The sequence below is a fragment of the Microbacterium sp. MYb72 genome, from assembly GCF_002979415.1.
GTDB classification, from domain to species: domain Bacteria; phylum Actinomycetota; class Actinomycetes; order Actinomycetales; family Microbacteriaceae; genus Microbacterium; species Microbacterium natoriense.
The window spans coordinates 1-20,179 of record NZ_PCOT01000012.1; the positions used below are offsets into that span (position 1 = coordinate 1).

Sequence of the window (20,179 nt, forward strand, 5' to 3'; positions counted from 1 at the left end):
CGCCCCGCCCGGGTGCTCCCGTCGCGAAAGATCCCGGTATCCGCCCTGGATACCGGGATCTTCTGCGACGGGAGTGCCGGGTGTGGATAACGGCGGATGCTCGGACCCAGGTCGTGCGACAGTTCTCGGATGCGCGCACCGCGGGGGTTACCGGACGGACTGGGGAACGTCTTCCCCGTATCGGAGGCTCTCGCTGCAGGAGTGAGCCGCGAGCGTCTCTCGCGCAGCGACCTCCGGACGCCCTTCCACGGGGTGCGCGCACGACGCCTGCATGAGCATGGCGAGGAGTCCGACGATCCGTTCGAGGCGCAGGCGGAGCAGCGCCGCCGCCGAGCACGCGAGTATGCGCCGCGGCTTCGCCCTGGGCAGTTCTTCTCTCATGAGACCGCGGCAGCACTATGGCGCGCCCCTCTCCCCCTTGCCCGCATCGGGCCGCGGCTCGCGACGGGCGAGGAGATCCCCGTGCACGTGAGCGGCCTCGGCGCTGCGCCTCTCGTCAGGACCCGAGGTGTCGCTGCGCATCGCGCACGGGCAGCCACATCCGCCGTCACGGTGATCGACGGCATGCCCGCGACGACCGCCGCGAGCACATGGGCCAGCCTCGGCGGGCTCGCGCTGCTGGATCTCGTGGCACTCGGAGACTACTTCTGCCGAGCCTGGCGGCCTGGCCCCGGCCGCCCGAACGCGGGCATGCCGTCGATCGCGACTCCGGACGAGCTGCGCATCGCGGTCGACTCGGGCCGCCGTGTCGGCATCCGTCGACTCCGCCAGGCGATCAAGTTGATTCGCACGGATTCCTGGTCGCCTCGGGAATCCGCCGTACGTTGCCACCTCGTGCTCGCGGGTCTCCCCGAGCCCGAGCTCAACCACGACGTGTACGACGACTCTGGGCGCTTCCTCGCCTGCGTCGATCTCGCCTACCCCGAGCGCAGGGTCGCGATCGAGTATCACGGGATGCTGCACCGTGATCGCTATGCCGCCGATGTCGAGCGCATCGCGGCGCTGCGCGCTGCCGGGTGGATCGTGATCGAGGTCACCGCCGCCCTCTTCCGCACTCCCGATGGACTCGTGGCCCGAGTGCGCGCCGCACTGCGGGGTCGCAGCTGACCCCCGCCCCGCCCGGGTGCTCCCGTCGCGAAAGATCCCGGTATCCGCCCTGGATACCGGGATCTTTCGCGACGGGAGCGCCTCAGACTTGCCTCAGCCCTTGAGGCCCGAGTGGGCGAGACCCTCGACGAACTGACGCTGCGCCACGACGAACACGATCAGCATCGGCACCACGGTCATCGTCGCCGCCGCGAGCTGCGTGTTCCACATCTGCCCGCCGTAGGCGTCGGTGTACCGCGTCAACGCCTGCGGGAGCGTGAACAGCTCGGGAGAGGTCAGGTAGACGGTCGGCTCCAGGTAGAGGTTCCACGACGCCAGGAAGGTGAGGATGGCGACGGCCGAGAGCGCGGGCTTGGAGAGCGGAAGGCAGATCCGCCACCAGATCGCAGGCCTGCCCAGTCCGTCGATCCGCGCGGCCTCCTCGAGCTCGACCGGCAGCGACAGGAAGAACTGCCGCATGATGAAGGTCGCGAGCACGCACGGCGCCGCGAGCGCCGTCACCAGGATCAGGGGCCAGTGGGTGTTGATCATCCCCCAGCTCTTGAACATCTGGAACAGCGGCACGATCGTCACCTCCCCCGGCACGAGGAGCCCGACGAGCACGACGAGGAACAGCGCGTTCGCCCCTCGGAAGCGAATGCGCGCGAAGGCGTAACCGGCGAGGCTCGACACGACCATGACGACCGCCGTGACGACGACGGCGATGTACACGCTGTTGAAGTACTGCCGCGCGAAGGGCTGGAACGTGAACGCCTCGGCGTAGGCGGCGAAGGTCGGATTCTCCGCGAAGAGCGAGGGCGGAGAACGGAAGATCTCCGCCAGGGGCTTGAACGACGACGTGATCATCCAGATCGTCGGGATCGCAAAGGGGATGGCGAGGACGATCAGCGCCGCGAACAGGATCACCTGACGGATGCCGCGGCCCTCGCTGCGGGTTCGGGCCTCAGTCTTCATAGAACACCCACTTCCTCCGCAGCTGCCACTGCAGAAGCGTCAGCAGCATCACGAACGTCAGCAGCATGAGCGCGAGCGTCGACCCGTAGCCGATGTCGTTGAACTCGAAGGCCTGCTGGAACACGTAGTAGACGAGCACGGTCGTCGACAGCCCCGGGCCTCCCCCGGTGAGCACCGCGACGTTGGCGAACGCCTGCAGGGCGCCGACGATCGTGATCACCGCCGTGAGCATGAGGGTCGGCGAGATCAGGGGCAGGGTGATCCGGAAGAAGATGCGCCCCGGCCCTGCGCCGTCGATGCGGGCCGCTTCGTACAGCTCGGACGGCACCCCTTGGAGCGCGGCGAGGAAGAGCACCATGTTGACGCCGACGCTGCGGATGACCTGCGTGACGATCACCGAGATCATCGCCGTGTCTCCCGACAGCAGCCAGTTGGGACCGTCGATGCCGAAGACGGCCAGCAGCCCGTTGATACCGCCGTTGTCCTGCAGCAGGAAGCCCCAGACCAGGGTCCACGCGACCACCGACACCACGACGGGCGAGAAGAAGATCGTGCGGAAGAAGGTGACCCCGCGGAAGCGCCTGTTCAACAGGACGGCGAGACCGAGACCGAGCGCGATGTTCAACACGACGATGCCGATCGAGAAGATCGCGGTCGCGCCGAGCACGGCCGGCAGTTGCGGGTCGCTCAGCAGTGCTGCGTAGTTGTCCCCGCCGACGAAGGTGAGCTCGCCGCGGAAGATGTTCCACTCGTTCAGGCTGTACCAGATGCCGAGGCCGACGGGCACGAGCACGAAGAGCACGACCCCGGCCAGCTGAGGCGCGATGAAGAGGTAGCCCGTGAGCTGGTCGCGGCGCCTCGTCGTCCAGAACGGGCGGTGCAGGTCCCGGGGCGCGTGCGCTCCCCGGGACCCGGCCACGGTGTCGGCAGCGGTCACTTCGACAGCAGCGGCGCGAGTGCGTCGCAGGTCGCGCCGAGCACGGCCTTCACATCCGCGTCGGCTGTCCACATCGCGTCGAGTGCGGTCTTGCCTGCCGCTTTGATCTCGGCGGGACCGGTGTGGTTCGGCAGCGTCACCGCGTCGGGCAGCTGATCGACCACCACGGTCTGCAGCTGCTCGGCGGCGAGCTTCGGGTTGTTAGCGGCGAGCTTCTCGCCCGTGAGGAGGGACTCGCGGGGCGGCGGGAAGTACTGGGCGAGCTTCTCGGCGTTCTCGGGGTCGGTGAGGAAGGCGAGGAAGTCCGTCGCCTCCTGCACGTGCGCGCTCGAGGAGAGCACGCCCACACCGGCCTGGCCGATCACCGAGTAGTCCCCCTCGGGCCCGTTCGGCAGGGGAATCACGTCGTAGGCGAACGAGTCGTCGAGCAGAGCCGCGCGGGAGACCTGGGCGACGGTGAACGCCGCATCACCGGCGAAGAAGTCCGCGGTGGTGCCGGGGCCCGGCATCGACTGGTCGACGAAGGCGGCGTCGTGCAGGAAGGTGAACGCCTCCACCATCTCCGGGCTGTCGAACGTGCAGGTGGCGCCGTCTTCGCTCCACGCGCTCGCTCCCCACCCGGTCCACACCGTGGCGAGCTGCCCCCAGTTGGCGTAGTCGAAGTCGCGGATCACGAAGCCGGCTCTGCCCGTGGCCTTGTGCACGGCGGCGCCGAGTTCGCTGACGTCCGCCCAGGTGGGGTCGGCGTCGAGGGTGACTCCGGCCTGAGCCAGGAGGTCCTTGTTGACATAGAGAGCGAACGGGGAGTTCGAGAACGGGTAGGCATAGAGCTCGCCGTCAGCGCTGAACTCCGCCGTCACGCTGTCCAGGAGATCGTCGTATCCCCACCCCTTCGTGCCTTTCAGGACGTCGGTGAGGGGCACGAGCGCGTCGGCGTCGATCAGGTCGCGCGACAGGTCGCCCATCCACGCCAGGTCAGGTGCGTTGCCGCCCGCGATCTGGGTCGTGAGCGTGGTGTTGTAGTCCGCGAACGGCAGGGACTCGTAGGTGATCGTCCCGATCTCCGGGTGATCGGCCTTGTAGGCGTCGGCGATCTCGTCGAACAGCGCGAGCTGGTCCTCGTTCGACGTCCACACCGACATGCGCAGGTCCACGCTGCCCGGAGCCGCGGTGGTCTCGACGGGTTCGGGAGCGGATGCTCCGCACCCCGCCAGAGTCAGGCCCAGCGCGGCCACCGCAGCGGCCGCACCCAGCTTCTTTGCTGATGTCATGCTCTTCTCTTCTCTAGTAGCCGATGATCTCGGGCCAGTGGATCTCGATGCCCGCCTCGACGAGGCGGGACTGGAGCTCGGCGACGAGCTGACCGTCGCCGGCGACGTCGCTCGGGGCGAGTCCGCGCTCGGCGCAGAACGCCGCGAGCTCGCCGGCGGATTCGCCGATGTTCCACTCCACGGGATGCAGCCGGTAGGCGCCGTTCGTGATGTGGGTGGTGCCGATGTTCTTCGCAGCGGGGAGCAGGTTGCGCATCCGCACGGGTATCAGCGCGCCGAGGGGGATCTCGAAGGGCGCGCACTCGACATCGATGTAGTTGTCCCCTCCGGTCGAGGGGTGGATGTCGATGCGGTACATGCCGACGCCGACGGTGTCGTCGAATCGGGCGGGGCCGCCGTGTCCGCGCAGTCGCACGGAGATGTCCTGCTCGACGATCGTCCTCTTCGCGACGATGCGCCGGGACTCGCGGATGTACGGCGCCTGCGCGAAGCCGTCGTCGGTTCCGGCGACGTCGGGGCGCAGCCGGAGGCCGGGGAACCCTGTGCCTCCGTCGGGGCGCGGGGCCTCCGTCTGGAGCCAGTAGACGTAGGAGCGGGCGAGCTCCTTGGCGCCTTCCCGGTGGATCTCCGCCTGCGGGTCGTCGATGACGGAGCCGTCGAGATAGTCGAGCATCGGCCAGTTCGCGACGACGACATCGCTGTCGAGGAAGCCCTCGGTGAAGTTCTCCCTGGCGAGAATGCGACGAAACTCCCAGAGGTCGCGGTCTCCGGCATCCGTGCGCTGATCCACTGCCGTCCGCTCGTCGAGCGGCGGGTTCACGCGCATGGTCCGGGTGATCGGTTCGAGGGTGCGCGGATCCGGTGCGGTGAAGGACAGCAGCGGTGCACCCCAGAAGTCCGGCTGCATCCGCCGGAAGCGCTCGTACCCGTCCGGTCGGGCGATGGTGTGGTCTGCGCCCTCCTCGTGATCGAAGGCGAAGCACCAGGTGATGGCCTGCACGTTCCGGGGGTCTGCGGTCTCTGCAGCGCTCGGCTCACCCGTGTCGGCACGCGACTCTGCGCCGACCACGTACTCGGCGCCCGTGAGCGGGAGGAGGTCACCGGTCTCGGTGGCGTCGAGGACGTAGGACGCCGCGATCTCGTGCCGCGCACCGGCGTGGTCGACGGTCACCGACGTGACGACGGCTCCGTCGACCGACGCCGCGACCGGGATGGCGGGCTGCAGCACCGTGAGTCTCCCGCTGGCGCGGTACGGCGCCAGCATCGATTCGATGACGGCGAGGGCGACCCTCGGTTCGTGGCAGAGCCGGCTGACCCTGCCCAGACCGGGGTTGAGATCGCGTGCGGCCCGTGCCGTCTCGGTGAGCGGGTAGTGCCGGCGGTAGTGGTCGCGGATGCCGTCGCGCAGCGCGCGATATGAGGCGGTGATCCCGAACTGCTCGACCCAGTAGGACTCGTCGGGAGGGACGATCTGCGAGGTGAGCTGGCCCCCGAGCCAGGCGTACTGCTCGGTGAGCACGACGCGCTGGCCCCGGCGCAGCGAGGAGAGCGCCGCGGCCACGCCGCCGAGCCCTCCTCCGACGATGAGGACGTCGGTGTCCAGACGGGTCACCGGCGCACCTCTCGGAGCGTCGCCCCGTCGACGAGCTCGCCCGCGAGGAGCACCTGCTTCTGAAGGTCGGCCTGCTCGTCCGGTTCGGCGAGCACGATGTCCTGCAGCAGGGAGAGCGCCCGCGAGGCGACGGCTTCGCGGCGCAGATCGAATCCGCTGAGCGCGGCGCCGTCGATCGAGTGCCCGGCGACGTCGGCGAGCGCCACGTAGCTGTGCGCGGCATCCGGTGCGGCTTCTCGGAGCGCGTCCGCGGCCGCCTCGGCGAGGAACGCGTCCTCCGCGATCACCGCGGTGACGTCGGCCTCGATGACCCGGCGGGCGATCGTCTGGCGGTCGAGCCCGCTGACATCGACGGAGGTGACCGCGATGCGGAGCCCCGATGCGGCCTGGGCGATCCCCGATCGACGGTCTGCGGCCGCCGGCGCGATGGTTCCTCGGTGGAGGTAGACGGCGCGCTCATGGCCGCGCTCGTCGAGTCGGCGGATGATCCCGCCGGTGAGGGAGAGGTAGTCGATTCCCACGTAGGGAACGTCGGGCTCGTCCCTGCGCCCGATGGCGACGAACGGGAAGTCCTCGGCGACGAGACGGGCCAGTTCTGCGCTGTTCATCTGCTGTCCGAGCAGCAGGCAGCCGTCGGCGAGGCGGAACCGGGTGTTCTTGTGGAAGAGGCTGCGCGAGCCGTCGACGAGCGGAGAGGCGGTGAAGAAGAGCAGGTCGCAGCTCAGACGTTCGGCCGCCCGCTCGATGCCGTTGAGCAGGGGACCGTAGAAGTCCATGCTCTCCGCCGACAGCGCGGGTTCGTAGGTGAAGATCCCGAGGATCTTGTTGTCGAGGCCTGCCAGCCGGCGCGCGGCGGGGTCCGCCACGTACGTGGTCTGCTCGATCGCCCGCATCACGCGCTCCCTCGTCGCCGCGGGGATGCGGACGTTGGAGTAGTCCTTGTCGTTGAGCACCATCGACACGGTCGCCTGGCTCACTCCGGCGATCTTCGCGATCTCTCGCTGCGTGACTCGCCCGTTCTTGTTCGTCGTCATCGACCTCTCCTGATAGTTCGGATTATCAGAATCCTGACACGACGATAACAGAACCCGGCGAATGCTTGTCAAGCTCTTGTGCAGGAAGTGACGTCCGGTGCATAGTGCTCTGATAATCCCTATCATCACGGAAGGACGATGATGTCCCCTGATCCTCTGCACCTCACCCTGTCCCGCCGCCACTTCCTCGGCGCCGGACTCCTCGCGGGCGCGCTCGTCGTGCTCCCGCCGAGCACCGTCTCCGCCACGGCCGCCGCCGGTGACGTGACGCTCACCGCCGACGGCATCCGCGTGGTCGCATCGGTGGGCGGCCGCATCGCGGTGCACGCCGCGAACGGCGCCCTCCTCATGGCGGGTTCCCGATTCCAGACGAAGGACACCGTCCACGGCATCCAGACCTCCACTGGCGGGACCCCGACGCTCATCACCTCGAACGGCCAGGCGGCGATCCGCATGGACTACACGATGCCGGCGAGTGCGGGGGGCGCGGTCGTCTCCGCTCTCATCACGGTGCAGACCGCCCAGGTCCACCTCGAGTGGACCGTCTCGGGCACCACGACCCTCAACCCGGCCGGATTCATGTTCAGCCGCGCCGTCAACGCGCCGACGGGCCCTGACGAGTACATCCCCACCTCGGAGTGGAGGCGCGACCCCGCCGGAGGCATCCCCTACGAGGAGCCGACCGGTGTCATGTACCGGTCGTCCTGGGCATCGGGGCACGGCCTCCTCCTGCTGGACTCCTCGCGCAAGGCCTGGACCACGTCGACCTGGGTGCACGCCCCCGGCACTCAGATCGACGCGACGACCGCGGTGACCAGGGCGAGCCTGATCCTGACCGAGGCGCGCCCCGCTTCGGGGGCCGCGATCGGGCGAGGCGACGGCATCGCCGTGGAGCTCTCCACCGCGCGTCCGTACAACATCTGGGATGCCGCAGGGGATGCCGCGGTGAACGTGACCGTCACGAACGCCACGGAGACGGCTGACGTCGTCACGCTGTCCTGGTGGGCGCGGACCGATCAGGGGACGACCGTGTCGTCCGGCACGACGGCCCTCACCGTCGCCGCGCTGTCCACCGCCGACGCGACGATCACGGTTCCGCTGGACGCCCAGGGCATGGTCCTGCTCGAGGCAGCGGTCGACTCCCCTTCGGGCGACACCGCATTCGCCAGGACCACGCTCGCCGCGCTCGCTCCGTTCTCGTACACGGCCGGGTCGGCGAGCATGTTCGGCATCGCCAACTACCCCTGGCTGCTGAACGCCGGAGAGCAGGCGACGCTCGACCTCTGGCAGAAGATCGGCATCCAGTGGGTGCGCATCGCCTACGACGGCGGTCCGGGACTGCCGCCCTCGGCATACGACGCCAGGGGCATGGACCACAACCTCGAACTGCAGCCCGACCTCACGGCATCCGATGCGGCTCTGGTCTCATGGGCGTCGTCGAGCTGCACCACGGCGACCGCGGCGGGCGCGTCCTGGTTCGAGATCGGCAACGAGCTCAACCGGCCCTTCAACACCGGCGATGCCGCGCCCGGGTACGTGGAGCGGGTGCTCAAGCCAGTGCACGCGGCCCGCGCAGCGCAGGGCGGGACGTTCCAGCTCATGAACAACGGCCTCGCCGGCATGGACCGCCCGTGGCTCGAGGCTTTCCACGCCGCGGGCGGGTGGGACCTCGTCGACGGGATCGCGTTCCACCCCGGGCGGGGGAACTTCACGCCGGACTTCATCCCCACCGGCGACGGAGGCGAGTGGAGTCCTGGGGCGACGGGGACCTACTGGAACTTCCTGGGCGGGCTGCGCCAGCTCAAGGAGCTGATGGCGGAGTACGGGGAGAAGGAGATCTGGCTCACCGAGGCCTACGCGTGCACGCGGCCGAACGCATGGTGGAACGACACGTACCGGCACGCGGCGGAGAACGTGCTGCTGTCACTGGCGCTCGCGAAGGCAGAGGGGGTTCGCGCGGTGTGCTGGTATCAGTTCTTCGACTCGTACACGATCAGTCCGATGGGGGCCGATCCGGAGGACACCGAGTACCACTTCGGCCTCGTGAACCGCGACCTCGGCCCCAAGCCGTCTCTGCTCGCCTATGCGACGGCGGCCCGCGCACTGGACGAGGCGGAGTTCGTGCGCTGGGTGCATCTGGCCGACGGCACCACCCACGGACTCTTGTTCTCCACTCCGGACGGACCGCTCGCCGTGCTGTGGAACCGTGCCGACGGGTACGTCTTGAACACCGAGGGCGCCCGTGTCGACTGGCGCTTCCCTGAGCCCGAGATCTGGCAGGATCCGTGGGCGACGAAGACGTCGGTGTCCCTCCCGGCGACCGCCGTGGTCACGGAGACCGATTCCTTCGGACGCACCGCGCATATCCCCTCGACCGGCGGGCAGGTGCAGCTCACGCTCGACGGCGCTCCTCGGATCTACCGGGGCCTGCTCCTCGACGGGCCCGATGCGGGCCCTGCTCAGACATCGGACGGCGTGACCGTCCAGGCCCGACGCGAAGGCGAGGGAGCAGCGCTCGTGGTGAGCGTGCAGGGCGACGGCCGACGCGAGACCGACGTGCGGGTCACCACCCCGCTGGGCGCGGAGCGGATCGCGAAGCTGGCCGCGGGAGACACCGGCACGCTGACCTTCCGTGCAGAGGGCCTCGCCCTGGCATCCGGAACCGCCACCGTGAGGACCCACGTGCGCGGGTCGGGCGCACCGCAGACCAGGACCATCGCGTACCCGGCCTTCGACGCGCGCCCGATCGGCTGACCTCCGCCCCGCCCGGCTCGGGTGTTCCCGTCGCGAAAGATCCCGGTATCCGCCCTGGATACCGGGATCTTCTGCGACGGGAGTGCCTCAGCAGGCGATCAGCGGATGCCGTAGAAGGTGAGAGGCGTCGACCAGAACAGCGCGTCGGACGAGATGCCGCGTGACGTCGCCCAGTCCGCGACCGTGTGGAACCAGCGAGCGCGGGAACCGGGCCGGTAGGCCGTGTCGACCGACGACACCGGCCAGTCACTGCCCCACAGGAGCCGCTCCGCGCCGAACGCCTCGAGCGCGGCGTCGAGGAACGGGATGACCTGCGCATCCGTCCAGTCCCCGCCCGTCTCGGCGGGGAGGCCCGAGAGCTTGACGTGGGCGCGGGGCTGCCGTCCGAGTGCGTGCAGATCGCGCAGCCACTCGGCCGAGGGGCGCAGCGGCGACTCCGCCGTGCCGATCGCGGGCTTGCCCAGGTGGTCGAGCACGAGGAAGAGCTCGGGGACGGCCGCGGCGAGCGCGGTCACGTCGGAGAGCTGGTGGGGCCGCACGCAGGCGTCGAAGCTCCACCCGCGCTCGGCGACCTGGCGCGCGCCCGCCACGAAGTCGGGCGAGGCCGCGAGGCCGGTGCGCTCCCCCTGCAGGAGATGGCGCACGCCGACGACCCGCTCGTGCGCGGCCAGGCTCTCGAGGTGCGCCGTGGTCGCCGCTCCGCGGTCGAGCCGCGCGCCGGCGACGATCGCGACGACTCCTGCGGCATCCGCGATCCGGTCGACCCACGCCACCTCGTCCAGGAAGCGCCGCTCGACGGTCTCCGCCTGCACGAAGATCGACACCTCCTCGGAGACGCCGGGCAGCTGCTCCTCGAAGATCTCCTCCTCGGCGAAGCGGCCGTGCAGGGCGCCGTCGAGCCACTCGTAGTCGAGTTCCCACGGATCCCACAGGTGCAGATGACTGTCCACGACGCGCATACCACCATCCTGCCCCAGACATCCGATCAATGTGCAAGGATGACGCCATGGCAGTGACAGACGAGGCGATCGAGAAGATCAAGGCGATGATCGTGTCGGGCGAGCTCGCCCCCGGCGACCGACTCCCTCCCGAGAAGGAGCTCTCCGAACGGCTGGGGCTCTCCCGCAACTCCATGCGCGAGGCGGTCAAGGCGCTGGAGGTCATCCGCGTCCTCGACGTGCGCCGCGGCGACGGCACCTACGTGACGAGCCTCGAACCGCACCTGCTGATGGAGGCCATCTCGTTCGTCGTCGACATGCACGACGACGACTCGATGCTCGAGATCTTCGCCGTCAGACGGATGCTGGAGTCGCAGGCGACCGGTCTCGCCGCGACCCTCGGCACCGACGAGGAGATCGCCGCGCTCATCAGCGAGGTCGACGGCGTCGACGCCTCGGTGAGCATCGAGGAGCTCGTCGAGCACGACATCCGCTTCCACCGCGACATCGTCCAGATGGCCGGCAACGCCTACCTCGCCAGCCTCATCGAGCACCTCAGCAGCCAGACCGTGCGCGCGCGGGTGTGGCGCGGGCTCACCGAGGGCGGCGCCGTGGAGCGGACCCTGTCCGAGCACCGCGCGATCGCCGACGCCATCGCCCAGCGCGACCCGTCGCTCGCGACCTCGCTGACCACGGCGCACATCGCCGGCGTCGAGCGGTGGCTGCGCCAGGCGGCATCCGCCTGACGCCGCGGACGCCGCCCGGTACCCTCGAAGCATGAGCGACTGGACCAGCACCGCGATCGCCCTGCTGGAAGCCGACGCGAACCGCAGCGCCGACACGCACCTGCACCTGTTCCCGCTGCCCGCCGAGTGGGGCATCGACCTGTACCTGAAGGACGAGTCGGTGCACCCGACCGGCTCCCTCAAGCACCGCCTCGCGCGCTCGCTGATCCTCTACGGACTGGTCAACGGCCGCATCCACGAGAACACCGTGCTCGTCGAGTCCTCCAGCGGTTCGACCGCCGTCTCTGAGGCGTACTTCGCCCGGATGCTGGGGCTGACCTTCATCACGGTCGTGCCGCGCTCGACGAGCCAGGAGAAGATCGACCTCATCGAGTTCTACGGCGGACGCTGCCACTTCGTTGACCGCGCGGAGGACATCTCCCCCGAGGCGCAGCGCCTGGCTTCCGACTGCCACGGCCACTACCTCGACCAGTTCACGTTCGCCGAGCGCGCGACCGACTGGCGCGGCAACAACAACATCGCCGAGAGCGTGTTCAGCCAGCTGTCGCAGGAACGGCATCCGATCCCCCACTGGATCGTCGTGGGAGCCGGCACGGGCGGCACCAGCGCGACGTTCGGCCGCTATGTGAAGTACCGCAGGCACGAGACCCGGATCGCGGTCGTCGACCCGGAGGGGTCCGCGTTCTACGACGGCTGGGCCGGAACCCCGGATGCACCGGCCGGACGGCCGAGTCGCATCGAGGGCATCGGACGCCCGCGGGTCGAACCGTCGTTCGTGCCGAGCGTGATCGACGAGATGCTGCGGATCCCGGATGCCGGGTCCGTCGCGGCCATCCGCCTCCTGAAGGAGCGCACGCTGCACTGGGCCGGCGGATCGACCGGCACGAACCTCTACGGCGCCTTCCAGCTCATCGCCCGGATGCGGGCGGCGGGCGAGACCGGCAGCGTCGTGACGCTCATCTGCGACAGCGGCATCCGCTATGCCGGCACGTACTACTCCGACGCCTGGGTGGCGGAGCAGGGGTGGGACCTCGCCCCGCACCGCGCGCGGCTCGAACGGTTCCTGGAGACCGGCGACTGGGTGGAGTGACCGCCGTCGCGCGATCACAACTCCTCACGAATCGGCGCCGCGTGCCCGATTCGGTGGTTCTGAGCGGCGATCCGGGTGGTTTGTGAGGAGTTGTGCACCGCGCATGCGCCAGAACTCCGGAGCTCCGCGGGCTCAGAGGCCGGACAGCATCCGGTGGATCCGAATCCCGCTGCTTCTCCGGAGTTCTGGAGCCGCGGTGACCTCGCCTGAGCCGCTGACCGGCCGCCCCGCTCCGGCTACGCTGTGGCCATGACGATTCTGATCCTCACCGTCGCCGGCGCCGACCGCCCCGGCCTCGTCGCCGCCGTCGCCGATGTGGTCGACGCCCACGACGGCAACTGGGAGAACAGCCAGCTCGCCGAACTCGCCGGCACCTTCGCCGGTGTGATCGAGGTCTCGGTCGCGGCCGAGCGCTCCGCCGAGCTGGAGCAGGCGCTGCGCGGACTCGAGGGTCTGCTGACCGTGGCCGTGCACACCGGATCGGATGCCACTCACACCGACGGCCGCGTGCTGGAGCTCCAGGTTCTGGGCAACGACCGCCCGGGCATCGTGCGCGAGGTGTCGGCGGTCCTCAACGCTCACGCGCTGAGCATCGAAGAGCTCGCGACGGAGACCCGGGATGCCGCGATGGCCGGAGGACGCCTGTTCGAGGCGTCGGTGCGGGCGCGGGTACCGGCGTCCGTCGACCTCGATGCTCTGCGCGCCGACCTCGAGCGCCTCGCCTCCGAGATCCAGGTCGACATCACCGTCGCCTGACCATGGGATCGAGGGCTAGTCGGCGACCGCGTAGGTGACGCAGTAGATGCCGAGCACCACGTTGTCCCCTTCGTAGCGCTCACCGTCGAAGGTGACCCCCTCGGGGAAAGCGGTCACCTCGATCAGACCTTCCTTCCCGTCCAGGTCGCTGTCGAACACGTTGAGGTTCAGCGTGTAGCGACCGTCGCCCGCGTCTTCCCAGAAGCCGCCCGTGTAGCTGGTCGGGGTGCCGTCGACGAACTTCAGCAGCTCGTAGCCCGGCGCGAGATCCGCTCCCAGCGAGGTGGTGAACGAGATCTCGCTGCCGTCGCCGTACACGGCATGATCGGGGATCGGCTCGGTGACGAGGTCGCTGCTGAACGGCTTCAGATCGGCATCGAGGTCGCCGGCGCAGTCACCGCCGACTGCAGCGTCGTCGCCCCCTGATTCGACGGACTGGGCGCCGGAGGCGGACCCTTCTCCGCCTCCGGCCGGCGCCGCCCCCGAGGCGCAACCCGCCAGAAGCACCGCGAGGACCAGGACGGCTGCAACCTTCATGTGCTTCATGCCTCGATGATTCCACCGGAATACTGGCGAGCGTGAGTAGGGAAACCCCGTGCCAGCCCGAGACGTCCTCACTCAGAGGTCGGAGAACACAGGCGCGTCGATGATCATCCGCGCGATCCCCGTGCGCGAGGTCAGCTGCCACCGCCGCAGTATCTCGGTGATGTTCTTCTCGACGGTCTTGACGCTCACGCCGAGACGCCCGGCGATCTCGATGTTCCCGAGTCCGGTCGCGACCAGCTCGGCGGTCAGCTGCTGGCGCGGCGTGAGCTGCTGTGCCGGTGGCGACGCCGCATCGAGATGCCCGAGCATCCGCGCTGGGATCCCACTGCGGGACGTGACGCCGAGTGCCGAGAGGATGCGTGACACGTGGCCTTCGACGGTGCGCTCGGAGACGAACAGGGTCGCCGCGATCACCCGATTGCTCTGCCCGCCGGCGACGAGCGCGGCCACTTCGCGCTCTCGGGGGCTGAGCGCCGTCCATCCCGATCCGAGAGCGGGCCTCGGGCGCCTGCCCAGCAGACGCAACTGTCGCAGAGCCTGGCGTTCGACGCCGTGGTCGCCTGAGCCGGCGAGCGTCGACAGATACTCCTGCACGGCCTGCTCAGACTGACCGAGAGCGGCGAGAGCACGAGCGCGCACCATGCGCACGTTCGCCGCGTCGCGATACCGGCCGGCGAGCTCGGCGCGGGCAGCCGCGACGGCCGCGCGTTCGGCCGCCTCGATCATCCGCCCGCCCGCGGCGTCGATGCGCGCGAACGCTTGTTCGACGACGACGTGGGCACCGGGATGAGCGGTCAGCGGCAGCAGTTCGGCGACGATCAGCTCGGCCTCGGCGACGTCGCCCCGTTCGAGGGCGGCTGCGATCAGAATGTCGCAGCAGAGGGCGCGGTCGGCGACCTGCAGGTAGCCGAACCGCGGACCGCCGGCGACGCGGAGGATCTCCTCGGCTTTCGACAGCTGACCGACGGCGGCCCGCGCGTAAGCCAGGAAGGCGAAAGCCGCGGCGTCGAGATATCCGGATGGGGCGATGCTCAGATCGAACAGCTCGCGGTCGGCCTCATCGAGGCCGGCGGTCTCGCCGCACTGGACCGCGGCGAAGACGGTCGCCGCCTTCACGCAGCGCGTCCAGATGTCGTCGCCCTGATCCTCGGCGCAGCGGAGGGCCGCGTCCAGGTGCGGCCTCGCCGCGGCGGCATCGCCACGGAACATCATCAGTCGGGCCGGCTGCAGCAGCAGGGCGGGAAAGGGACGGATGCCGGCTCCGACCTGCAGCACGTCGTCGACAGGCCCGAGCACCTCTGCCGCCTGCTCGAATCGACCGGTCGCGAAAGCGGCCTCGACCATCGCGAACCGGGCGACGGGCAGGATGCTGTGGTCGATCGCCGTCAGAGCTCCGCGGCGGCCCCACAGTTCCGGGAACCCGTCGTCGGTGGTCGGGTCCTCCCAGGCGACGCCCGCCGAGGCGAGCACGCGGAACGACAGCGCGAACAGCTGAACGAGCGCGCCGGCGTCCGCCGAGGAGATCCTGGCGCGCTCTGTCGTGATCACCGCGCGCTCGAAGTCGCCGACCACGAACTCGGCCCCGCCGGTGAAGGCGAGGCCGAGCGCAGGGTGCAGACCGTCGTTGCTCAGTGCCTGGACGCGGGCGATGTCACCTCGGCTCGCCGCGGCGGCGAGCTCCCAGTACAGCGCCTCGGAACCCATGCCCGTCGGCGCACTCAGACCAGGCGGGTCTTCGGCGACACGGTGTACGTGTCTTCGGCATCCCGGTTCACGACGTCGCCGAGGGCGACGTCGATCGCGGCCATGGTGTCGGCGTCGAGCTTCACGCCAGAGGCCTTGACGGTGTCGGCGAGCTGCTCCGGGCGGGATGCTCCGACCAGCGCCGCGGCGATGTTCGGGTTCTGCAGCACCCAGGCGATCGCGAGCTGCGGCATCGTGAGGCCGGCCTCGGCGGCGATCGGCTTCAGCCGCTGCACGCCCTCGAGGATGTCGTCGCGGAGCAGGTCCTTGATGAAGTGCGCGCCGCTGTGCGGGTCGGTCGCGCGCGAGCCCTCGGGCACCGGCTGACCGGGGAGGTACTTGCCGCTGAGCACGCCCTGCGCCATCGGCGACCAGACGATCTGCGAGATGCCGAGCTCTTCGGACGCCGGCACGACCTTGCCCTCGATGACGCGCCACAGCATCGAGTACTGCGGCTGGTTCGAGATGAGCTGCACTCCCAGCTGCTTCGCGAGCGCGTGGCCCTCGCGCAGCTGCTCTGCCGTCCACTCCGAGACGCCGATGTAGAGCGCCTTGCCCTGTCGGACGACGTCGGCGAAGGCCTGGAAGGTCTCTTCCAGCGGCGTCTCGTGGTCGTAGCGGTGCGCCTGGTACAGGTCGACGTAGTCGGTGCCGAGTCGCTTCAGCGAGCCGTTGATCGACTCCATGATGTGCTTGCGCGAGAGTCCGGTGTCGTTGGGACCCTTGGGGCCGGTCGGGAAGTAGACCTTCGTGAAGATCTCCAGGCCCTCGCGACGCTGGCCCTTGAGCGCGTCGCCGAGCACGACCTCCGCGGCGGTGTTGGCGTACGTGTCTGCGGTGTCGAACGTGGTGATGCCGGCATCCAGAGCGGCGTGCACGGTCTTGACCGCGGCGTCGTCGCCCACCTGCGAAGCGTGCGTGACCCAGTTGCCGTAGGTGATCTCAGAGACCTTGAGACCGCTGTTGCCGAGATAGCGATAGTTGACCATGTCTCCACGCTACCGGCCACCGGGGACACGAGGGCGGGGCGCGACGATGCTCCCCGCCGTGCGCGACTCACAGCGTCGCGCGGTACTCCCGCCACGCCGCCCCGAGCCGCGCGATACCCTCGGCGAGCACCTCCTCCGGCGCCGTGAAGGGGATGCGGATGTGATCGTCAGGGGAGACGGATGCCGCGAACTCCGCGCTTCCGGCGACCGAGACGCCGTGCGTGGCCGCGACCCTCGCGAGCGCCGCCGCCGAGCCGACCGGCAGCCGCGCCCACAGCGAGAGGCCTCCCCTGGGCGGAGCGGCCGACCAGTCGGGCAGGTGGGTCGCCATGAGGTCCTGCAGCAGCCGGAGGCGCTCCTGGTGGATCCTGCTGTTCTGCCGCTTCAGCTCGTCGGCATGGGCGAGCAGGTCCATCGCGAGCAGTTGCGCCGGCACGCTCGTCGACTGATCGGCGAGCTGCCTGGCGCCCCGCAGCCGCCGCACGAGCACGGGGTCGGCCCGCAGCCATCCGATGCGCAGACCCGCCCACGCCCACTTCGACACCGACTCCACGACGATCACCGGGGCGTCCGGACGCTCGGCGGCCAGCGAGGGCGGCACGACGCCGTCGAAGGAGATCCCGGCGACCACGCGATCCTCGATCACGGGCACGCCGTACTGGGCGGCGAGCTCGGCGACGCGGTGTCTGGCGGCCTGCGGCAGCCGGGTGCCCGTGGGGTTCTGATGGTGCGGGTTGACGGCCAGGAGCGCGGGACGCAACCGAGCCATCGCCACCTCGAGCGCGTCGACGTCGAGACCGTCGGCGGTCATCGGGATGCCGTGCACCGTCCCGCCGCGCAGCCCGACGGAGTCGGTGACGCCCGGCCAGGTGATCTCCTCTGCGAGCACGACGTCGCCCGGTCCGACGAGCGCGTTGACGACGAGGCTGATGGCCTGCTGCGCCCCGTGCGTGACGAGGATCTGCTCCGGCGTCGTCGGCGTCCCCTCCGCGCGGAACAGGTCGGCGATCTGCTCGCGCAGCACGGCCAGCCCCGCCGGATCTGTCTCCGGCAGCAGGGCGAGCTCGAGCCGCGGCGTGTGCTCGGTGATGAGCTGCACGGCGAGCTCCGGGATCTGCGGCACCGTGCGCAGCAGGTCGATCGCGTTGGGCAGCGCCGAGAACAGCGCTTCACCGCGCCCCGGTCGGTGCGGAGGGACAGCGGATGCCGCGGCGCCCGCGACCCGCGTGCCGCTACCCTGCCGGCGCTCGACGAGACCGCCCTCGGCGAGATCCGCGTAGGCCGCCACGACCGTGCCCCTCGACACGGACGTCGTGGCGGCGAGAGCGCGCTCGGCGGGGAGGCGGTCGCCCGGCCGCAGCTCGCCGCCGTGGATCAGCGCGGCGACGGCCTGCGACAGTCGTGCGGCGAGAGTGCCCTCGCCGTGCGTCCAGCGCCCCAGCCGCGCCGCCAGGCGCTCGGCGGAGACGTCGCCGGCGTGCACGAGGGGTCCGTCTGCCGATCGGTGGTCCACCGGACGATCATTGGCCCTGCCATCGATGCTCATGAGCCCCGATTCTGGACCAATGAGCACACCATTGACCACCGCATCCTCGGATCTTGCGCCAATCAGCCCCGATTGGACCATCGCCGAGCTCGTCGATTGGCTCGCCGACGACTCCCGCCAGCACGACCCCGGTCTGCAGCATCCGCTCTCGCTGATCGAGCGAGCCCTCACCGCGGAACCCTGGTCGGGAGTGCCGTCCACCGTCGCCCTGATCCGCTCGATCTCCGCCGCCGCACGCACGCGCGGCTCCGTCACGGTCGCCGAGCTCCTGCTGCCGTCGCCGATGGAGCTGTCGCTCGTCGCCTAGGCGGTGCGCTGTCGCGCCAGACCGATCACCCGACGCCGGAACGGATCACCCGACGCGAGCTGCGGCCTCTGCGGCAGGATCGGCTTCCGGATCGCCCGCCGGCACGGAACCGGACTCACCCACCGGCGCGGTCGCAGCCTCGCGCGCCACCACCGGCGCGGTCACCGCATCCGCATCCGCCGCCTCGGCCGCACGCGCGCCTTCGGACTCGGCCTGCGCGGCCCGGCGCTGCTCCGCCCGCGTCAGCGGCTGCTGAGCGGACTCGGCATCCGCCCTCGTCGCGATCTCCGCGGACTGCACGGCCACGATGTCCGCACGGTCGCGGAAGCCCTCCGCCGTCACCTTGTCGAGCGCGACCTGCTTGCGGATCGCCGCGGCCTTCTCGTACAGGGTCGGGTCGCCGTAGCTCGTGAGCACCTTCACCAGCACCGGAAGCAGCTCGATCATGAAGAACAGCGCCGCGATCAGCCAGTGCGCCCACAGGATCGTCGGCTCCTTCTCGCTGAGCCGGTTCAGTCCGCTGATCTGGCTCAGCAGGCCGATGGCGCCCGCGTTGCCCTGGGCCACGGCATCCGCCCGCGTGTTGTACGCGGCGAGCGCGGCGTCGTAGCTCTTCTGCGCGGCGGGGAGCTGCGACTCGGCCTCGTCGCGGTTCTGCTTCTCGGAGGACGCGGTGTTCTCCTTGGCCGACGTGCCCGCGGTCGCGAGGTCGTCGTTCGCCGTGCGCAGCTGCGCGGCGAGCGCGTCGTAGGTCTGCTGGGCCTCGGCGAGCTGGGCCTTCGCGGCATCCGAGCTCGCGCCCTGCCCGTTCACGCCCGTGCAGCCGGGCACGGTGCCGGCGCCCTCACCTGTGAGCTCGCACTGGTACAGCACGCGCGCCTGGTCGATCACGGCCTGCTGCGCCGTCATCTTGGCGGTGAGGTCGTCGACGGTCGCCTGCGCGGCGGCCTCGCTCGCCGACGCGGAATCGGTGCCGGCGACGATGCCCGTCGCGGCCTGGTTCTGCAGCTCGGCGAGGCGGTCGGATGCCGCGTCGAGCGCCTTCTTCTCGGGCCCGGACTCCAGCGCGTCCTGATCGGACTGCGCCTGGGTGATGTTGGTCGACGCGACCTCGCGGGCGATGTCGTTGTGGAAGATCTGGAGCACGAGCGGTTCGGCGACGACGAAGCCGATGATCGCCGCCATGATCACTCGCGGGATCGCCAGACCGATGAGCCGCCAGACGTTCTTCGTCGACGCCATGGTCGAGGTGAGGAAGCGGTCGAGGTTGAAGATGATGAGCGCCCACACGATCGCGAGCGGCACGGCCAGCCAGATCGCCGCCTGCACACCCGTGGTCAGGGCGAAGAGCATCGAGATCGCCGAGACCAGGGCGGTGCCGGCGAGCACGAAGAACATCTGCACGAAGCGGGGGGTCTCACCGGGGACCCGGTCGAGGATCTCCCCCTCGGCCCCGCCGAGGATCGCGAGCGTGCGCATGCGCGATCCGCGCACGCGCGGCTTCTTCTCCCGCTTCGGCCGCGGGGCCCTCGGCGTCTTCTCCCGAGGAGCGGATGCCGCAGGTGCCGGGTCGCGCTCAGGCTCCGCGTCTGCCGGGTCGATGACGGCCGTCGGGTTCGTCGCCGTGTCTGCGGCGTCGCTCGACGCACCGCCGCCGGACGGCTCGAACGCCCGGAGGAAGTCGAGGTCCTCGTCGGTGACCGAGCCCCCTGGGGCGTCGGACTCGAACGAGATCCGCCCCTGGGAGTCCATCTGCCCGGGGCGATGCGCAGAGTAAGCCATCCTTCGAGGGTAGGAAACTCCGCCTGTGCATCGCCCGGACGATACCTGCGAGGCGCTCTCAGGTTGG

The 20,179-nt window shown here is 70.0% G+C and carries 17 protein-coding genes; 6 read left to right on the forward strand and 11 right to left on the reverse strand.

The features are described from left to right. Positions 1-129 precede the first annotated feature (129 nt). Positions 130-1,107, forward strand: a complete 978-nt coding sequence (locus CQ047_RS08435; RefSeq protein WP_146114302.1) for a hypothetical protein — start codon at positions 130-132, stop codon at positions 1,105-1,107. A 93-nt stretch (positions 1,108-1,200) separates the two neighbouring features. Here CQ047_RS08435 and CQ047_RS08440 read toward each other — a convergent pair whose 3' ends face one another. Genes CQ047_RS08440 through CQ047_RS08460 form a run of 5 tightly spaced genes read right to left on the reverse strand, consistent with a single transcriptional unit; the run spans position 1,201 to position 6,915 of the window. After that, positions 1,201-2,061 carry a carbohydrate ABC transporter permease gene (locus CQ047_RS08440; protein ID WP_105674187.1) on the reverse strand — a complete coding sequence of 287 codons (861 nt, stop codon included), beginning with the start codon at positions 2,059-2,061 and terminating at the stop codon, positions 1,201-1,203. Then, positions 2,051-2,998, reverse strand: coding sequence for a carbohydrate ABC transporter permease (locus CQ047_RS08445; RefSeq protein WP_105674189.1), 948 nt, complete (start codon positions 2,996-2,998; stop codon positions 2,051-2,053). Before CQ047_RS08445 ends, CQ047_RS08440 begins: the two co-directional genes overlap by 11 nt. Next, entirely contained in the window at positions 2,995-4,269 is a 1,275-nt protein-coding gene (locus CQ047_RS08450) for a sugar ABC transporter substrate-binding protein (protein WP_105674191.1), read from the reverse strand. Before CQ047_RS08450 ends, CQ047_RS08445 begins: the two co-directional genes overlap by 4 nt. 13 nt (positions 4,270-4,282) lie before the next feature. Next, on the reverse strand, positions 4,283-5,881 hold the full coding sequence (locus CQ047_RS08455) for an FAD-dependent oxidoreductase (protein ID WP_219844604.1): 1,599 nt from the start codon (positions 5,879-5,881) through the stop codon (positions 4,283-4,285). After that, positions 5,878-6,915 carry a LacI family DNA-binding transcriptional regulator gene (locus tag CQ047_RS08460; RefSeq protein ID WP_105674193.1) on the reverse strand — a complete coding sequence of 346 codons (1,038 nt, stop codon included), beginning with the start codon at positions 6,913-6,915 and terminating at the stop codon, positions 5,878-5,880. The genes CQ047_RS08455 and CQ047_RS08460 overlap by 4 nt, the downstream gene beginning before the upstream one ends. A gap of 141 nt (positions 6,916-7,056) precedes the next feature. On the opposite strand from CQ047_RS08460, the gene CQ047_RS08465 reads away from it, so the two are divergent. Continuing rightward, positions 7,057-9,669, forward strand: coding sequence for a hypothetical protein (locus CQ047_RS08465; protein WP_181155882.1), 2,613 nt, complete (start codon positions 7,057-7,059; stop codon positions 9,667-9,669). Positions 9,670-9,767: 98 nt separating this feature from the next. Here CQ047_RS08465 and CQ047_RS08470 read toward each other — a convergent pair whose 3' ends face one another. Next, entirely contained in the window at positions 9,768-10,628 is an 861-nt protein-coding gene (locus CQ047_RS08470; protein WP_105674195.1) for an amidohydrolase, read from the reverse strand. A 47-nt stretch (positions 10,629-10,675) separates the two neighbouring features. On the opposite strand from CQ047_RS08470, the gene CQ047_RS08475 reads away from it, so the two are divergent. The 3 genes from CQ047_RS08475 to CQ047_RS08485 all read left to right on the forward strand — a co-directional run bounded on the left by CQ047_RS08475 (position 10,676) and on the right by CQ047_RS08485 (position 13,199). Further along, positions 10,676-11,353, forward strand: coding sequence for a FadR/GntR family transcriptional regulator (locus CQ047_RS08475; protein WP_105674197.1), 678 nt, complete (start codon positions 10,676-10,678; stop codon positions 11,351-11,353). Positions 11,354-11,384: 31 nt separating this feature from the next. Next, positions 11,385-12,443: a PLP-dependent cysteine synthase family protein gene (locus CQ047_RS08480; protein ID WP_105674199.1), complete on the forward strand. Its 1,059-nt coding sequence runs from the start codon at positions 11,385-11,387 to the stop codon at positions 12,441-12,443. A gap of 249 nt (positions 12,444-12,692) precedes the next feature. Next, on the forward strand, positions 12,693-13,199 hold the full coding sequence (locus tag CQ047_RS08485) for a glycine cleavage system protein R (RefSeq protein ID WP_105674201.1): 507 nt from the start codon (positions 12,693-12,695) through the stop codon (positions 13,197-13,199). A gap of 15 nt (positions 13,200-13,214) precedes the next feature. Here the strand turns inward: CQ047_RS08485 and CQ047_RS08490 are convergent, their stop codons facing one another. The 4 genes from CQ047_RS08490 to CQ047_RS08505 all read right to left on the reverse strand — a co-directional run bounded on the left by CQ047_RS08490 (position 13,215) and on the right by CQ047_RS08505 (position 18,023). Then, complete coding sequence (locus tag CQ047_RS08490) at positions 13,215-13,745, reverse strand: hypothetical protein (RefSeq protein ID WP_105674203.1); 531 nt, start codon at positions 13,743-13,745, stop codon at positions 13,215-13,217. A 72-nt stretch (positions 13,746-13,817) separates the two neighbouring features. Further along, positions 13,818-15,449: a LuxR C-terminal-related transcriptional regulator gene (locus CQ047_RS08495; RefSeq protein WP_105674205.1), complete on the reverse strand. Its 1,632-nt coding sequence runs from the start codon at positions 15,447-15,449 to the stop codon at positions 13,818-13,820. A gap of 14 nt (positions 15,450-15,463) precedes the next feature. Next, entirely contained in the window at positions 15,464-16,477 is a 1,014-nt protein-coding gene (locus CQ047_RS08500) for an aldo/keto reductase family protein (RefSeq protein ID WP_105674207.1), read from the reverse strand. Positions 16,478-16,544: 67 nt separating this feature from the next. Continuing rightward, a complete protein-coding gene (locus tag CQ047_RS08505; RefSeq protein ID WP_181155883.1) occupies positions 16,545-18,023 on the reverse strand; it encodes a PLP-dependent aminotransferase family protein in 1,479 nt (492 codons plus the stop codon). 19 nt (positions 18,024-18,042) lie between these two features. On the opposite strand from CQ047_RS08505, the gene CQ047_RS08510 reads away from it, so the two are divergent. Continuing rightward, complete coding sequence (locus tag CQ047_RS08510) at positions 18,043-18,330, forward strand: hypothetical protein (RefSeq protein WP_146114303.1); 288 nt, start codon at positions 18,043-18,045, stop codon at positions 18,328-18,330. Positions 18,331-18,375: 45 nt separating this feature from the next. Here the strand turns inward: CQ047_RS08510 and CQ047_RS08515 are convergent, their stop codons facing one another. Further along, positions 18,376-20,112: a DUF4407 domain-containing protein gene (locus CQ047_RS08515; RefSeq protein ID WP_105674211.1), complete on the reverse strand. Its 1,737-nt coding sequence runs from the start codon at positions 20,110-20,112 to the stop codon at positions 18,376-18,378. Positions 20,113-20,179: the final 67 nt, after the last annotated feature.

Bases quoted from the DNA above. Each gene is read 5' to 3' on its own strand.
- CQ047_RS08440 (WP_105674187.1), bottom strand. From the start codon at position 2,061: ATGAAGACTGAGGCCCGAACCCGCAGCGAGGGCCGCGGCATCCGTCAG.
- CQ047_RS08500 (WP_105674207.1), bottom strand. From the start codon at position 16,477: ATGGTCAACTATCGCTATCTCGGCAACAGCGGTCTCAAGGTCTCTGAG.
- CQ047_RS08475 (WP_105674197.1), top strand. From the start codon at position 10,676: ATGGCAGTGACAGACGAGGCGATCGAGAAGATCAAGGCGATGATCGTG.
- CQ047_RS08495 (WP_105674205.1), bottom strand. From the start codon at position 15,449: ATGGGTTCCGAGGCGCTGTACTGGGAGCTCGCCGCCGCGGCGAGCCGA.
- CQ047_RS08480 (WP_105674199.1), top strand. From the start codon at position 11,385: ATGAGCGACTGGACCAGCACCGCGATCGCCCTGCTGGAAGCCGACGCG.
- CQ047_RS08490 (WP_105674203.1), bottom strand. From the start codon at position 13,745: ATGAAGCACATGAAGGTTGCAGCCGTCCTGGTCCTCGCGGTGCTTCTG.
- CQ047_RS08460 (WP_105674193.1), bottom strand. From the start codon at position 6,915: ATGACGACGAACAAGAACGGGCGAGTCACGCAGCGAGAGATCGCGAAG.
- CQ047_RS08510 (WP_146114303.1), top strand. From the start codon at position 18,043: ATGAGCACACCATTGACCACCGCATCCTCGGATCTTGCGCCAATCAGC.
- CQ047_RS08485 (WP_105674201.1), top strand. From the start codon at position 12,693: ATGACGATTCTGATCCTCACCGTCGCCGGCGCCGACCGCCCCGGCCTC.
- CQ047_RS08435 (WP_146114302.1), top strand. From the start codon at position 130: ATGCGCGCACCGCGGGGGTTACCGGACGGACTGGGGAACGTCTTCCCC.
- CQ047_RS08505 (WP_181155883.1), bottom strand. From the start codon at position 18,023: ATGAGCATCGATGGCAGGGCCAATGATCGTCCGGTGGACCACCGATCG.
- CQ047_RS08465 (WP_181155882.1), top strand. From the start codon at position 7,057: ATGTCCCCTGATCCTCTGCACCTCACCCTGTCCCGCCGCCACTTCCTC.
- CQ047_RS08470 (WP_105674195.1), bottom strand. From the start codon at position 10,628: ATGCGCGTCGTGGACAGTCATCTGCACCTGTGGGATCCGTGGGAACTC.
- CQ047_RS08450 (WP_105674191.1), bottom strand. From the start codon at position 4,269: ATGACATCAGCAAAGAAGCTGGGTGCGGCCGCTGCGGTGGCCGCGCTG.
- CQ047_RS08515 (WP_105674211.1), bottom strand. From the start codon at position 20,112: ATGGCTTACTCTGCGCATCGCCCCGGGCAGATGGACTCCCAGGGGCGG.